This is a genomic window from Pseudomonas sp. PDM30, assembly GCF_019218985.1.
In the GTDB taxonomy this organism is placed as follows: domain Bacteria; phylum Pseudomonadota; class Gammaproteobacteria; order Pseudomonadales; family Pseudomonadaceae; genus Aquipseudomonas; species Aquipseudomonas jessenii.
This window is the reverse complement of the sequence record NZ_JAHUWM010000009.1, coordinates 263909-279289: the sequence shown is the minus strand read 5'-3', so window position 1 is coordinate 279289 and position 15381 is coordinate 263909. Positions and strand designations below refer to the sequence as shown.

Below are 15381 nucleotides of genomic sequence, written 5' to 3'. Positions count from 1 at the left end.
AACCCAATAACAGAGCAGCAAAGGTCAACGAAGAGCCGAGAAACCACTCGATGTGGTGAGTAGGTTCTCCGATGGTGGTCGTGCCTTAGTTCAGGCCAGCTGAAAATCCGACTTTTTCAACAGAATCGGGCGAAAACAGTCGAAGGGTTGCCTTTTAGAAGTCGAGTTGTGGATAGGGATTCCAACTCCTTCAAGCCTCCCTCTGGTCCGCTCCAGGCCGTAAAAAACGGCGCAATATGAATCTGTCTGAGGCATGCTGCGGCCTGTGACGGCCCTAATTCTCGGGAGCGGAGCGGTTCCTGGGGTCTATTTCGAGTTGGCCAAGGGATACTTCATGAAAAAATTGATGATTTTAATGCTCGCGACTCTGATCGCTGGATGCTCTACGTCAGGAACATCCATTTTGATCGGTGAAGATGGTGCGCTTCCACCCACAGACCCAAGCTCGATCTCACTGCTCCTGGAGCCACCGCAGAAAAAGCATAAGGTCGTTGCCCTGGTTGAGGGTGTCGCGGCAACAGACGATTACTTCACGAAAGCAAAGACTGAAGCCGCTGCGATCACGGCCATGAAGGAAGAAGCCGCAAGGATTGGCGCAAACGCCATTGTGCTAACCGGTAAGGGCACCCAGCCTTATGGTCAAGTAACGGTTGGGAACAGCACTGGCTCGGCGTACGGTTCCGCAACGGCTACTGGCTTCAACGCCAACGCTTATGCAACAACTGTCAGCTCTGCTATGGGCTGGGAAAAGATTACCTTTAGCGGCACAGCAATCCGATACACGGATGAGGCTAAGTAGACTGCTTTTCGCACTTCGAGCGCGAAACGCACCGGCTCCGGTTATCAACGGCGTTAGGGGATTTCGTGAGAAAGCTGCTGGCTGTTTTCACAATTGTGCTTTGTGGATGTTCAGGCTCGAGCTCGGACTGGACCGCCTTCGTATACCCCCGATATAAAAAGCATTCCTGGCCCCGACCAAGTCCCATCACGCCTTGACCCACCGCTGGCGACTCCAGCTGCTCAGCCCGTCGACGGCAAACACCAGCACCAACATCGCCAGGATCACCGTGCTGGCCTGGGCTTCCTGGAACAGGCTGAGGCTGACATAGAGCATCTGCCCCAAACCGCCGGCACCAACAAAACCCAGCACGCTGGCCATGCGGATGTTGTTTTCCCAGCGATACAGGATGTACGCCAACAGCTGCGGAAACAGGTTGGGCAGGGTGCCGTAACAGAAGGCCCAGACGACGTTGCCGCCCTGCAGACGGATGGCTTCGGCGGGCTGCGGCGGGGTGTTTTCCAGTGCTTCGGCGAACAATCGACCCAGCACCCCGGTGGTGTGCATCGCCAATGCCAGGGTCCCGGCGTTGGGGCCGAGTCCGGCTGCCAGCACCATCAGCGCGGCCCACACCAGTTCGGGAATGGCGCGCAGGGCGTTAAGCACGAGGCGCGACGCACTCTGCAATGGCCAACCGAAACGACCGGCCGCCGGCAAAGCCAGCACCAGGCCGAATACCGCCGCGAGCAGGGTGCCGAGGGCCGACATGGCCATGGTTTCCACGGCGCCGCGGCCGATGGCTTGCAGATGGCCGGCGCTCAGGTCCGGGCTGAGAAAACGCAGCACGTAGGCGCCCATCTGCTTCAGGTTACCGCTGCCCGTCAGTTCGCCGAGGTCGATGCCCAGGTAGCTGAACGAGGCCACGACCGCCGCGCAGATACAGAGGATCAGCAGCAGGTTGAAAAGGCGATTCATGCGAACCTCCAGCGCAACAGGCGGCTGATCTGATCGGCGAACAGCACCAGGACGAAAAAGGTCAGCAACATGCTCGCCACTTCACCACCGGCGAACATGCGTAACGACAAATCGATCTGCTGGCCCAGCCCGCCGGCGCCGACGAAGCCCATCACCACCGACGCGCGGATCGCGCATTCCCAGCGATATACCGTGTACGACAGCAGCTCCGCCGCGACATTGGGCAGGATGCCGTAGCAGAACGCCGCCAACCGGCTGCTGCCGGCTTGCATCAGTGAGTGGGCTGGGCGCTGGTCGACCGACTCGAAAATCTCCGCGTAGACCTTGCCCAGCATGCCGCTGTAGGTGATGGCAATGGCCAGCACCCCGGCCGTCGGGCCAAGGCCGACGGCGCGCACGAACAGCAAGGCCCAGACGATTTCCGGGACGCTACGCAGGAAAATCAGCAACCCGCGCACCGGCCAGCGCAACAACCGGCCCAAGGCACTCGGGCGACCGCTGCGCGAAGCCGCCGACAACGAGAGCGCCCGGCTGGCCAGCAGGCTGGCGGGGATGGCCAATAGCAAGGCCAGGGCCATGCCGGCGGTGGCGATGGCCAGGGTTTGCAACGTGGCTTGCCACAGCAACTGGAGGAACTCTTCGCCATGGGCCGGTGGCCAGAAGGCCGAGACAAACCGGCCCATTTCACTCTGGCTGTCAGCCTGGAGCAGCACACCCAGGTCCAGTTCGCTGAAATGAATACCGGGCCACAACAGGGCAAGCGCCAACAAACTGAGCAACAGGCGGGGCAGGGTGGCCGGGTCTCGTGTATCGCGGGTCAGCATCGTGGAATCTGCAGGCTCAAGGGCGCCACCGGCGCGGGCGGCGACAGCAGTTGCTCGTTGGCGTAAAGCTTGTCGAGCAAATCGTGGTCGACGTCGCTGGCGGGAAGATCGAACAGGATCTGCCCTTCACGCAATCCGATGATGCGCGAGAAGTGCGCCAGGGCCAGTTCCACCGCATGCAGGCTGGCGACCAGTGTCACCTGGTGTTCCCGGGCGTGGCGGCAGAGAACTGACAGGGTGTGCCCGGCCAGCACAGGGTCCATCGCCGACACCGGCTCATCGGCCAGCAGCACTTCGGGCGCCTGGTACAGCACCCGGGCAATGCCCACGCGCTGCAGTTGGCCGCCGGACAATTGCTGGCACTGGGCGAACAGCTTGTCACCCAGGTCCAGCTTGAGCAGTGCCGCCCGTGCGCCTGGAACATCCACCGGATGCAGCAGGCTCAACAGGCTTTTGGCAAAACCCCATTGCCCCAGCTTTCCGGCCAGCACCGCCGTGACCACCCGTTGCCGGGGGGGCAGGGGTGGTGCCTGATGCACCAGGCCGATGCGCGCCCGCAACTGCTGACGCCGACGCGCGCCGAGCTGCCAGGCGTGTTCGCCGAGTACCTCGACCGCGCCGTTGTCCGGGCGCAGGGCGGTGGCCAGCACGTTGAGCAGGCTCGACTTGCCGGCACCGGACGGGCCGATGATTGCGACTTGCTCACCGGCGCCGATGTGCAGGTCGACCTCATGCAGCGCACGCACGCCGTTACCGTGGGTGATGCTGACCCGGTTCAGGTGCAAGGTCATTTCAGCAGGTCGGCAGCGCGCGCGGCTTCCTCGATGCCCTTGTAGTTCTCAGGCTTGGTCTCGATGAAGCGGCTGGCGGCTTGCAGGTCCAGAATGGCTTTTTGCTCCGGGTTGGCCGGGTCGAGCGCGAGGAATGCCGCCTTGATTTTGCCAGCCAGGGCCGGGTCGAGGGTGCCGCGCACGGTCCAGTTGTAATCGAAGTAGGCCGGCGTGGTGGCGAAGACCTTGACCTTGTCGGTGTCGACCTTGCCGGCCTTGACCAGTTTTTCCCAGACGCTGGCATTGAGTACGCCGGCGTCCACTTTGCCAGCCTGAACCCAGGCGACCGTGGCGTCGTGGGCGCCCGAGTAACCGACGCGACTGAAGTAGGTTTCCGGCTTGATGCCGTCCTGCAGCATGAAGTAGCGCGGCATCAGACTGCCCGACGTCGACGAGACCGAGCCGAAGGCGAACGACTTGCCCTTGAGGTCGGCCAGCGACTTGACGGCCGGGTCGGCGGTGATGAATTTGCTGGTGAACTGGGCGTCCTGTTCACGCTGTACCAGTGGAATGGCATTGCCGGTTTTCAGTCGCGCCTGCACGAAGGTGAAGCCGCCCAGCCAGGCCATGTCGATACGGTCGGTGGCCAGCGCCTCGACCACCGCCGGGTAGTCGGACACCGGCACGAACTCGACCTTCATGCCCAGTTGCTTCTCCAGATACTCGCCCAGGGGCTTGAACTTGCGCAGCAATTCGGTGGGGGCTTCATCAGGAATGGCGCTGACCTTGAGGGTGTCGGCGGCCTGTGCCAGCAGGGTGGAAAAGGATAGGGTCAGGCCGACGGCCAATGCCAGGGTACGTTTGAGCATGGAAGTTCTCCGGTTCAATAGCGGAAAAATGTCGATGCGCCCCGCACAAGCTGATTGCTGCACGACGCTTCGTGAGGGTAGACGAAAATGGCGCGATTATAGGGGCTCTTGCGTGCTTGACCAGCGTTGCAGCAGGGCTTCAGGCAAAAATGAAACTGTAGGAGCGAGCTCGCTCGCGATGGTCGTTAACGATACCGCGTGTTTACTGACTGAACGCGGCGCTCTTGAGTCCATCGCGAGCGAGCTCGCTCCCACAGGTTTTGCGGTGTCCCACCATTCAGGTGATTTACATCCTTGCCAACGCCTGCGCCAGATCAGCTCGCAAGTCCTCGACATCCTCAACCCCCACCGACAACCGCACCAACCCATCGCCAATCCCCAGTTCCGCGCGGGTATCGGGCGGGATGGTGGCGTGGGTCATGATTGCCGGGTGTTCGATAAGGCTTTCCACGCCGCCCAGGCTTTCGGCCAGGGCGAAGATCTGCACGCTTTCAAGGAAGCGTTTGGTACCGGCCAGATCACTGTTGAGGTCGAGGGAGATCATCCCGCCGAAACCGCGCATTTGCCGTTGGGCCAATTCGTGTTGCGGGTGCGACGGCAGGCCAGGGTAGTAGACCCGTGAGACTTGTGGCTGGCGCTCCAGCCACCGCGCCAGCTCTAGTGCGTTGCTGCAATGTCGCTCCATGCGCAGCGCCAGGGTCTTCACGCCGCGCAGGGTGAGGAAGGCATCGAACGGGCCGGCGATGGCGCCGACGGCGTTTTGCAGGAAGCCCAGGCGCTCGGCCAGTTCGGCGTTCTGCCCGACCACGGCGATACCGCCGATCACGTCGGAGTGACCGTTGAGGTATTTGGTGGTCGAGTGCAGCACGATGTCGAAGCCCAGCTCCAGCGGGCGCTGGATCCACGGGCTGGCGAAGGTGTTGTCGGCCACGCAGATGATGCCGCGGGCGCGGCAGGTGCGGGCGATGGCGGAGAGGTCGGTGAGGCGCAGCAGCGGATTGCTCGGGGTCTCGACCATGACCATGCGTGTGTCGTCTTGCAGGGACGCTTCGAATGCCGCCAGGTCGGTCAGGTCGACGAAGCTGAAGCGGTGCCCGGCGCTGCGCTGGCGCACCTTGTCGAACAGGCGGAAGGTGCCGCCGTACAGGTCGTTGCCCGAAACGATGTGCGAGCCGGCGTCGAGCAGTTCGAGCACCGTGGAAATGGTCGCCAGCCCCGAGGCGAAGGCAAAGCCCCGGGTGCCGCCTTCGAGGTCGGCCACGCAGCGTTCCAGCGCCCATCGCGTCGGGTTGTGCGAACGCCCGTAGTCCAGGCCTTTGTGCACCCCGGGGCTCTGTTGCAGGTAGGTGGAGTTGGCGTAGATCGGCGGCATCAACGCCCCGGTCGAAGGGTCCGGCGCTTGCCCGGCGTGGATCACCCGGGTGGCGAAGCCCTGTGGCGGGGCGTTTTTATCCTGTTGACTCATGGCAGGGATCTCCGCAAATGGTTGAGCATGTCGGTTCGGGTAATCAGGCCGTGAAAGCCCGAGGCATCCTGGATGATCGCCACCAGTCCACGGCCCAGCTCGGCTTCCAGTTCAGCCAGCGTGGCATTGGGGGACAGGGTTTGCAGTTTGTCGGTCATGGCGCTGGAGACGGCCCTGCGAAAGTGCGCAACGTCTTCATGCACGCCCAGCAGGATGTCGGACTCGTCGATCACGCCGACCAGTTGCTGCCCCTTCACCAGCACCGGCAGCTGCGAGACATCCGCCAGGCGCATGCGCTGGAAAGCCGTCAGTAGCGTGTCATCCGGGCCGACGCTGATCACTCGGCCATCCTCGAAGCGCCGCGCGATCAGGTCGCGCAGGTCGCCGTAGTGCTTGCGTTGCAGCAGGCCCTGATCGTTCATCCACTGGTCGTTGTAGACCTTCGACAGGTAACGCGTACCGGTGTCGCAGACGAAGCTGACCACCCGTTTCGGCTGGGTCTGTTCGCGGCAGTAACGCAACGCCGCCGCCAGCAAGGTGCCGGTCGACGAACCGCCGAGAATCCCTTCGGCGCGCAGCAGTTGGCGGGCGTGATCAAAGCTTTCTTCGTCGCTGATCGAATAGGCGCGGCGCACGCTGGACAGGTCGGCAATCGACGGGATGAAGTCTTCGCCAATGCCTTCCACCGCCCAGGAACCGGGGGTGGGGAGGGTGCCACCGCGGCTGTATTCGGCCATCACCGAACCGACCGGGTCGGCCAGGACCATTTCCAGGTCCGGCTGTACCCGTTTGAAGAAACGGGTCAGCCCGGTGAGAGTGCCGGCCGAACCGACGCCGACTACGATGGCGTCCACATCATGCTGGGTTTGCGCCCAGATCTCCGGCGCGGTGCTGCATTCGTGGGCCAGCGGGTTGGCCGGGTTGTTGAACTGGTCGGCGAAGAACGCATCGGGAATTTCCGCTGCCAGCCGTGCGGCGACGTCCTGGTAATACTCGGGATGGCCCTTGCCGACGTCGGAGCGGGTGATGTGCACCTCGGCGCCCATGGCCTTGAGGTGCAAGACCTTCTCGGTGGACATCTTGTCCGGCACCACCAGCACCACTCGGTAACCCTTGGCGCGGCCGACCAGGGCCAGGCCGAGGCCGGTGTTGCCGGCGGTGGCTTCGACGATAGTGCCGCCGGGGCGCAGGCGGCCATCGCGTTCGGCGGTGTCGATCATCGCCAGACCGATGCGGTCCTTGATCGAGCCGCCGGGATTCTGGGATTCGAGTTTGAGAAACAGCGTACACGGGCCGGTATCGAATCGGCTGACGCGTACCAGAGGTGTATTGCCGATCAGTTCGAGCACGGCAGGGCGGGAGTTGTCAGTCATGTCGTCACTTCCTTGCGCTATTCGCACTGGGTGGACATCGACCGGCGCTGTGCCATCAGGCGTCAATCGCCGGCATTGCATCGCTAGGACCATAGGCCGGGATCAGGCCTCCCGCAACCTTGCACAGCCGACCGGTCGGCTCGACGCTTTTTCCTCGCCAGCAACCACAAAAAACATAATTTCGCTATTTCCCGGCTCCGAACAGAATGCGGCCAACACCCTGACACCGATAGCCGCAGCAGAAGAACAACAGTGATCAGAATCGAGGCGGCAGCCATGACCGACCTGAATCAAACCACCTTTCAGAAGTGCACAGCCATGACAGTTGATAAAACCGAAATTGATACGCTTGTTGTTGGCGCCGGCCAGGCCGGCGTGGCCATGAGTGAACACCTGAGCAAGCTCGGTGTGCCTCACCTCGTTGTGGAGCGCAATCGTATCGCCGAAGCCTGGCGCACCGGTCGCTGGGATTCGCTGGTAGCCAACGGCCCGGCCTGGCACGACCGCTTCCCGGGGCTGGAGTTCGACGGTCTGGACCCGGATGCCTTCGCCGGCAAAGAGCAGGTGGCTGAGTACTTCGAAGCCTATGCCCGCAAGTTCAACGCGCCGATTCGTACCGGCGTGGACGTGAAGAAAGTCGAACGTAACATCGACCGTCCCGGTTTCACCGTTGAAACCTCTGATGGCGTGATCGAGGCCCAGCATGTGGTGGTCGCCACCGGTCCGTTCCAGCGTCCGGCCATTCCGCCGATTGCCCCACAAATCGCCGGCATCGCGCAGATTCACTCCGCCCAATACTACAACCCGAAGCAACTGGCCGAAGGCGCGGTGCTGGTGGTGGGGGCAGGTTCCTCGGGCGTGCAGATCGCCGATGAACTGCAACGTTCCGGCAAGCAGGTCTACCTGTCGGTGGGCGCCCACGATCGTCCGCCGCGAGCCTATCGCAACCGTGATTTCTGCTGGTGGCTGGGGGTGCTTGGCGAATGGGATGCCGAAGCCATGCAACCGGGCAAGGAACACGTGACCATCGCCGTGAGCGGTGCCCGTGGCGGCCACACCGTGGACTTCCGCCGGCTGGCTCACCAGGGCATGACCCTGGTTGGCCTGACCCAAACGTTCAACGGCGCCGTGGTGAGTTTCGAAAACAACCTCGCTGACAACATCCAGCGCGGCGATGAAAACTACTTGGCGTTACTCGACAAGGCCGACGCCTACATCGAACGCAATGGCCTGGACCTGCCGCTGGAACCCGAAGCCCGGGCCATGCTGGCGGACCCGGATTGCGTGACCAATCCAATCCTGGAGCTGGATCTGCTCAAGGCCGGCGTCACCACGATTATCTGGGCCACTGGTTACTCCACCGATTACAGCTGGCTGAAGGTCGATGCCTTCAAGGAAAACGGCAAGCCGCAGCACCAGCGCGGTGTGTCGGCTGAGCCGGGGGTGTATTTCGTGGGGTTGCCTTGGCAGTCCCGTCGTGGCTCCGCGTTTATCTGGGGCGTTTGGCACGACGCCAAGCACATCGCCGATCACATCGTTAAACAGCACACCTATCTCAACTACCGGGATGCGACCCAGCGTCAAGCCGAAGCCGCCCGTGCACCTATTCACAAAGCCAGCCTCATGGGAGTTCGTTAATGCCTACTCATACCCGCATCCGCATGTTCAACACCAAAGACACCTACCCGAACCAGACGCTGGACAACGATTTGTGCCAGGCCGTGCGCGCCGGCAACACCGTGTATGTGCGTGGTCAGGTCGGCACCGATTTCAACGGCCAACTGGTGGGCCTCGGTGATCCGCGCGCCCAGGCCGAGCAGGCCATGCGCAACGTCAAGCAACTGCTGGAGGAGGCGGGCAGCGACCTGAGCCACATCGTCAAGACCACCACCTACCTGATCGACCCGCGCTATCGCGAGCCGGTGTACCAGGAGGTCGGCAAGTGGCTCAAGGGCGTGTTCCCGATTTCCACCGGCCTTGTGGTCAGCGCCCTGGGCCAGCCGCAGTGGCTGATGGAAATTGATGTGATCGCTGTCATCCCTGAATAAGGAATTCGCCATGACTTTTTCCATCGTGGGTCGCTGCGCCGAGACCGGCCAGCTGGGCATTGCCATCAGCTCTTCGAGCATTGCCGTCGGCGCGCGCTGCCCGTGGCTGCGGGCCGGTGTCGGCGCGGTGTCGAGCCAGAACATCACGCTGCCGGCCCTCGGCCCGCAGATCCTCGATGAACTGGCCAATGGCTCGGCGCCGCCCCAGGCGCTGGACCACTCATTGACCCGCAACGGCTACAGCCAATATCGCCAGGTGGCGGTGGTCGATGCCCACGGGCGCACGGCGGTGTTCAGTGGCAACCATGCCTTGGGCATCAATAACGCTGTGGCCGGTGACCAATGCGTGGCGGCCGGCAACCTGCTGGCCAACAGTGGGGTGATCGAGGCGATGGTCGCGGCGTTCGAAAACAGCGAGGGCTGCCTCGCCACCCGGCTGATGAGCGCCTTGCAGGCCGGGCAGGACGCTGGCGGCGAAGCCGGCGCGGTGCACTCGGCAGCGCTGTCGGTGGTCGGTGACCTGACCTGGCCGATTGTCGACCTGCGGGTGGACTGGGCCGAGGAAAACCCGATTGGCGAGCTGGGCAAACTGTGGACGGCCTACGAGCCGCAATTGCAGGACTACCTGACCCGCGCCCTCAATCCGACCCTGGCCCCCGCGTATGGAGTGCCAGGCGATGAGTGAGTTGCGCAGCCGCGCCATGCTCGCGCGATTGATCGGGTTCGCCACGGTCAGCCGCGATTCGAACCTGGAGCTGATCGAGTTCGTGCGCGACTACCTGCACGAACTGGGCGTGGATTGCGAACTGATCTACAACGCCGAGCGGACCAAGGCCAATCTGTTGGCCACGGTCGGCCCGTGTGTGGCCGGCGGCATCGTGTTGTCCGGGCACACCGACGTGGTGCCGGTGGACGGCCAGGCCTGGACGGTCGAACCGTTCTGCCTGAGCGAGGCGGACGGCAAGCTTTACGGTCGCGGCAGCGCGGACATGAAGGGCTATCTGGCCTCGGTGCTGGCCGCTGTGCCGATGTTTCTCTCCAGCCCTTTAAAGCGCCCGGTGCACCTGGCGTTTTCCTATGACGAAGAGGTCGGTTGCCTCGGCGTGCGCGGCTTGCTGGAAGTGCTGCCCCAACGCATCCCGACACCAGCGCTGTGTTTGATCGGCGAGCCGACCGAACTCAAGCCGGTGCTTGGCCACAAGGGCAAATTGGCGATGCGGTGTCACGTGCGCGGCGCCGCCTGTCATTCGGCCTACGCACCTTACGGGGTCAATGCCATCGAGCAGGCCGCGCGCCTGATCGGTCGGCTGGGAGACATCGGCGCCACCCTGGCCCGGCCGCCATTGCACGACAAGCGCTTCGATCCTGCGTTCTCGACCGTGCAGGTCGGAGTCATCCAGGGCGGTACGGCGCTGAACATCGTTCCAGCGGACTGCCGTTTCGATTTCGAGATCCGCGCCTTGCCGGACTTCGCCCCGCAAGTGGTCGTCGATGAGTTGCAGGACTACGCCGAGCAGACGTTGCTGCCGGCCATGCAGGCCGTGGACACCAATACCGGTATCCGCTTTGAAAAAATCTCGGCCTATCCCGGCCTGGCGACACCCGCCGACAGCGCAGCGGCCCGCCTCATTGCCCAGCTGTGCGGCAGCGACGAGTTCAGCACCGTGGCCTTTGGCACCGAAGGCGGGCTGTTCGATCAGGCCGGCATTGCGTCGGTGGTCTGTGGTCCCGGCAGCATGGACCAGGGGCACAAGCCCGATGAATTTGTCAGCGTTGATCAAATGGCGGCCTGTGACCGCCTGATGGATCGCCTGGCGGCTTACTTGAGTGAATCCGAACACCCATAACAACAACGGGCCGACAAGCCCCGAGGAAGCGATCCATGTCCAGATCCTTGCGTTGCAGTGTTCCGTTTGCCCTGGCGTTGTTGAGTGCCAGTGTGTGGGCGGCCCCCCAGGACCTCACCGTGATTTCCTTCGGTGGTGCTACCAAACAGGCCCAGGATAAGGCCTACTTCCAGCCCTTCAACGCCAGCGGCGCGGGCAATATCATCGCCGGGGAGTACAACGGCGAGCTGTCGAAGATCAAGGCCATGGTTTCCGCCGGTCACACCAGCTGGGACGTGGTGGAAGTCGAAAGCCCCGAGCTGTTGCGCGGCTGCGAAGAGGGCCTGTTCGAGAAGCTCGATGCGGGACGCTTCGGTGATTCGGCGAACTTCGTGCCGGGTGCGCTGACCGAGTGCGGTGTCGCAACCTATGTCTGGTCGATGGTCATGGCCTACGACCAGAGCAAGCAGGCCAAGGCGCCGCAGTCCTGGGCCGACTTCTGGAACGTCGCCGACTTCCCGGGCAAGCGCGGCCTGCGCAAGAGCGCCAAGTACACCCTGGAAATCGCGTTGCTCGCCGACGGTGTCAAGGCGGACGACGTGTACAAGGTCTTGAAAACCCCGCAAGGCGTGACGCGGGCTTTTGCCAAGCTCGACCAGATCAAGCCGAACATCCAGTGGTGGGAGGCGGGCGCGCAGCCGGCGCAATGGCTGGTGGCCGGTGACGTGGTGATGAGCGCGGCCTACAACGGCCGGATCGCTTCGGCGCAGAAGGAAGGCATGAAATTGAGCATCGTCTGGCCGCAGAGCCTGTACGACCCGGAATACTGGGCGGTGGTCAAAGGCACGCCGAACAAGGCATTGGCGGAAAACTTCATCGCCTTTGCCAGCCAGCCGCAGACGCAAAAAGTCTTCTCGGAAACCATCCCCTACGGGCCGGTCCATCGCCAGACCCTGCCATTGCTACCCAAGGATGTGCAGGACCAACTGCCGACCACCGAGGCCAACCTGGCCGGCGCGCGGGCTGTGGACGCGGAGTTCTGGGTTGACCATGGCGAGGAGCTTGAACAGCGCTTCAATGCCTGGGCTGCGCGCTGATACAGGCACCGCATAACCCCTGTGGGAGCGGGCTTGCTCGCGAAAGCGGTATGTCAGTCACATCGATGTTGGATGTGCCGCCGTCTTCGCGAGCAAGCTCGCTCCCACAAAAGCACAGTGCAATACCTCGGGTTCATGCTTTGCCGTCTTCACGGAATGACGATGGTAGTCAATTCGGACGAAGGACCCTGTGGGAGCGAGCTTGCTCGCGATGAGGCCGTCAGATCCAACATCTTCGTTGGCTGACTCTCCGCCATCGCGAGCAAGCTCGCTCCCCCAAAAAAAAGCACAGTGCAATACCTCGGGTTCATGCTTTGCCGTCTTCATGGAATGACGATGGTAGTCAATTCGGACGAAGGACCCTGTGGGAGCGAGCTTGCTCGCGATGAGGCCGTCAGATTCAACATCTTCGTTGGCTGACTCTCCGCCATCGCGAGCAAGCTCGCTCCCACAGGGATTTCGTCGTTCAGTTGTCATGGTGTTCTGATCAATATTTTATTTTTATTGGTTTTTTCTGCCGGTTATTCCGGGAAACCACGCAATCTTTTTTAAGGTTTAAAGGCACAAATTAACTAATTTTCCTCCTCTCGCTCTTTGTCCATGATCGCCTCCAACAAGAAATGCGCAGGTATGCCCGCGCACACCGAAGTACGAACACGTACTCATCCTTGCCTTGGAGTTCGTCATGTCCACCACCGCTTCATCCTCCCCGCTCATCGAGAAACACACGATCGGGTACGTCCCCCCTGAGGATCGCCACGGAAAGGTCAAAGATCTGTTCACCCTGTGGTTCGGCGGCAATATCGCGCCGTTGCCCATCGTTACCGGCGCGCTTGGCGTGCAGTTGTTTCACCTGAACCTGGTCTGGGGCATCGTCGCGATCATCGTCGGCCACCTGGTCGGTGGTGTGCTGATGGCGCTGCACTCGGCGCAAGGCCCGCAGATGGGCATTCCGCAGATGATCCAGAGTCGCGCTCAGTTCGGTTCGCTGGGTGCGTTGCTGGTGGTGGTGATTGCCGGCGTGATGTACATCGGTTTCTTCGCTTCCAACATCGTCCTGGCCGGCAAGTCGCTGCATGGCGTGGTCGAGAGCGTGCCGGTGTCGGTCGGCATCGTCCTCGGCGGTCTTGGCTCGGGGATCATCGGCATCATTGGCTACCGCTTCATCCACGTGCTCAATCGCATCGGCACCTGGGTGCTGGGCCTCGGCATCGTGCTCGGTTTCGGCTACATCCTGACCCACGTGCAGACCGATGACTTCTTGACCCGTGGCAGTTTCAACATTTCCGGCTGGCTGGCCACGGTGTCGCTGGCGGCGCTGTGGCAGATCGCATTCGCGCCCTACGTGTCCGACTACTCGCGCTACCTGCCCAAAGACGTGAAGGTCAGTTCGACGTTCTGGGCGACCTACCTCGGCTCCTCGCTGGGTTCAATCCTGTCCTTCGTGTTCGGTGCCGTCGCCGTGCTGGCCACGCCGGTGGGCATGGACACCATGGACGCGGTGAAACTCGCCACCGGCGCCATCGGCCCGCTGATGCTGGTGCTGTTCCTGCTCAGCGTGATCAGCCACAACGCCCTGAATCTGTATGGTGCCGTGCTGTCGGTGATCACCTTGCTGCAAACCTTCGCCCACCGCTGGATTCCGACTGCTTCGAGCCGGGCGGTACTGTCGCTGATCATCCTCGCCGGTTGCTGCGTGGCGGCCATCGGCGCCTCGGCGGATTTCATCGGGCATTTCGTCGACCTGGTACTGGCGTTGCTGGTGGTGCTGGTGCCGTGGACCGCGATCAACCTCATCGACTTCTACGTGATCCACAAGGGCGAGTACGACATCGCCTCGATCTTCCGCGTCGACGGCGGCATCTATGGCCGCTTCAACCCGCAGGCGCTGTTGGCCTACGCCATCGGCATCGTGGTGCAGATCCCGTTCATGAACACACCGATCTACACCGGTCCCGTGGCAGTGCACATTGATGGTGCGGATTTGTCCTGGCTGGTCGGGCTGGTGGTCACCACGCCGCTGTACTACTGGCTGGCGAACCGTGATACGGCTTACCGTCGGCGCCAGAACATGGCCGGGTTGATGCCGACCAACAGTTGATCGGGCCTGTGGCACAGGCGTACCGGGTTGAAATGATTGTGTAATTCGGGATGGTCGTTTGCCGGGCGTATGGCTATGCTCAGCAAGTTTGCCAAACGCCAATGATAACAATCACAGTGAAACCATGAGCCAATCAGACACGCGTGCGACTGTTCTAGCGCTGTATCCAGAAGACTCCCGCGAGGCGGCGGCATTGCTCAAGCAGGCAGTGCCGCTGATGGTTCGTCACAACATTCCGCCCAACCCGGTGCACTACGCGCTCTGGTACACCTACAGCAAGGGCCAGGAGCCGGAGCTCAATCGGCACCTGGACCGGGTGGTCAACGACTTCGACTACTTCCCGCCGGAGTCGGCCGCCAAGCTGTTTCGCGAGTACATCATCCGCGATGAACTGGCGGACGCCCGCTCCGGGCAGCAGGACGCGATCAATCTGGTCGACGACATGGAGCGCGATGTGTCGCGCAGCGTGAAGGGTAACCAGGATTTCCAGGCCAGCCTCGGCCAATACCTGCAGATGCTTGAAGAGCCCGCCAGCGAGCGCTTGCCGAGCATCCTGACCCAACTGCAACAGAGCACCCGGCTGATGCAGGGGCAGCAGGAACACTTCCTCGCCCAGTTGCAATCGGCACAGCATGAAATCAAAAGCCTGCGTGACAAGCTGGAGCGCGCCCAACTGGCCGCGACCCTCGATGGCCTGACCGAATTGCTCAACCGCACCACCTTCAACCGCCAGCTTGAACAGGCCTTGAGCAACGTGGCGACGGGCGTGGCGCTGGTCATGCTGGATATCGACCACTTCAAGCAATTCAACGACCAGTACGGCCACCCCTTGGGCGACCGCGTGCTTCAGCATGTCGCCCGGGTGCTGCGTGATTCGCTGCCTGGCGAAGCGTTCGCGGCACGTTATGGCGGCGAGGAGTTTTGCGTGGTGCTCAAGGATTGTCCGGACCTGGCCGCCGCGGGCGCTTTTGCCGAGCGCCTGCGTTTGAAAATCCAGTCGCTGCGGGTCAAGGCCCGGGGCACCGACACGGTGCTGGACACCATCACCGCCTCGTTCGGCGTGGCCCATGCACAACCCGGCGATACACCGGAAAGCCTGGTGACCCGCGCAGACGACGCGCTGTACCAGGCCAAGCGCAACGGGCGCAATCAGGTGCGTCAGCAGTCTGACGTAGCGGTCGGGTCGTAGATTTCAGTTTTACGGGGGTCAAGGTCGCTGGCGAAAGTCTACGCTGCTTCCTGGGCATGGGTTAGC

General features: G+C 62.4%; 14 protein-coding genes. 8 read left to right on the top strand and 6 right to left on the bottom strand.

Annotated features, from left to right (window positions below; translation table 11 throughout):
• Positions 1–334: 334 nt before the first annotated feature.
• On the top strand, positions 335–799 hold the full coding sequence (locus KW840_RS21745; RefSeq protein ID WP_218497775.1) for a hypothetical protein: 465 nt from the start codon (positions 335–337) through the stop codon (positions 797–799).
• A gap of 186 nt (positions 800–985) precedes the next feature.
• On the opposite strand, the gene phnE is transcribed toward KW840_RS21745, so the two are convergent.
• The 6 genes from phnE to KW840_RS21715 form a co-directional block, all read right to left on the bottom strand.
• Positions 986–1753, bottom strand: a complete 768-nt coding sequence (phnE, locus tag KW840_RS21740; RefSeq protein WP_218497774.1) for a phosphonate ABC transporter, permease protein PhnE — start codon at positions 1751–1753, stop codon at positions 986–988.
• Positions 1750–2577, bottom strand: a complete 828-nt coding sequence (locus KW840_RS21735) for an ABC transporter permease (RefSeq protein ID WP_090456254.1) — start codon at positions 2575–2577, stop codon at positions 1750–1752. The genes phnE and KW840_RS21735 overlap by 4 nt, the downstream gene beginning before the upstream one ends.
• A complete protein-coding gene (locus tag KW840_RS21730) occupies positions 2571–3368 on the bottom strand; it encodes a phosphonate ABC transporter ATP-binding protein (protein WP_150815050.1) in 798 nt (265 codons plus the stop codon). Before KW840_RS21730 ends, KW840_RS21735 begins: the two co-directional genes overlap by 7 nt.
• Positions 3365–4216 carry a putative selenate ABC transporter substrate-binding protein gene (locus tag KW840_RS21725; protein WP_090456250.1) on the bottom strand — a complete coding sequence of 284 codons (852 nt, stop codon included), beginning with the start codon at positions 4214–4216 and terminating at the stop codon, positions 3365–3367. The genes KW840_RS21730 and KW840_RS21725 overlap by 4 nt, the downstream gene beginning before the upstream one ends.
• A gap of 286 nt (positions 4217–4502) precedes the next feature.
• On the bottom strand, positions 4503–5681 hold the full coding sequence (locus tag KW840_RS21720; RefSeq protein WP_218497773.1) for a PLP-dependent aspartate aminotransferase family protein: 1179 nt from the start codon (positions 5679–5681) through the stop codon (positions 4503–4505).
• Positions 5678–7054, bottom strand: coding sequence for a pyridoxal-phosphate dependent enzyme (locus tag KW840_RS21715; RefSeq protein ID WP_218497770.1), 1377 nt, complete (start codon positions 7052–7054; stop codon positions 5678–5680). The genes KW840_RS21720 and KW840_RS21715 overlap by 4 nt, the downstream gene beginning before the upstream one ends.
• Before the next feature lie 276 nt (positions 7055–7330).
• Between KW840_RS21715 and KW840_RS21710 the strand changes: the two genes are divergently transcribed.
• The 7 genes from KW840_RS21710 (at position 7331) to KW840_RS21680 (ending at position 15315) form a co-directional block, all read left to right on the top strand.
• On the top strand, positions 7331–8692 hold the full coding sequence (locus KW840_RS21710) for an NAD(P)/FAD-dependent oxidoreductase (RefSeq protein ID WP_218497768.1): 1362 nt from the start codon (positions 7331–7333) through the stop codon (positions 8690–8692).
• Positions 8692–9102 (top strand): RidA family protein, encoded by a 411-nt coding sequence (locus KW840_RS21705; protein ID WP_003201555.1) that lies wholly within the window; start codon positions 8692–8694, stop codon positions 9100–9102. The genes KW840_RS21710 and KW840_RS21705 overlap by 1 nt, the downstream gene beginning before the upstream one ends.
• A gap of 10 nt (positions 9103–9112) precedes the next feature.
• A complete protein-coding gene (locus KW840_RS21700) occupies positions 9113–9787 on the top strand; it encodes a DUF1028 domain-containing protein (protein WP_090456242.1) in 675 nt (224 codons plus the stop codon).
• Positions 9780–10949: an acetylornithine deacetylase gene (argE, locus tag KW840_RS21695; protein WP_218497766.1), complete on the top strand. Its 1170-nt coding sequence runs from the start codon at positions 9780–9782 to the stop codon at positions 10947–10949. The genes KW840_RS21700 and argE overlap by 8 nt, the downstream gene beginning before the upstream one ends.
• A gap of 35 nt (positions 10950–10984) precedes the next feature.
• Complete coding sequence (locus tag KW840_RS21690; protein WP_218497764.1) at positions 10985–12025, top strand: ABC transporter substrate-binding protein; 1041 nt, start codon at positions 10985–10987, stop codon at positions 12023–12025.
• A gap of 685 nt (positions 12026–12710) precedes the next feature.
• Positions 12711–14126: a cytosine permease gene (locus KW840_RS21685; protein WP_218497763.1), complete on the top strand. Its 1416-nt coding sequence runs from the start codon at positions 12711–12713 to the stop codon at positions 14124–14126.
• 124 nt (positions 14127–14250) lie between these two features.
• Entirely contained in the window at positions 14251–15315 is a 1065-nt protein-coding gene (locus KW840_RS21680) for a GGDEF domain-containing protein (protein ID WP_218497761.1), read from the top strand.
• Positions 15316–15381: the final 66 nt, after the last annotated feature.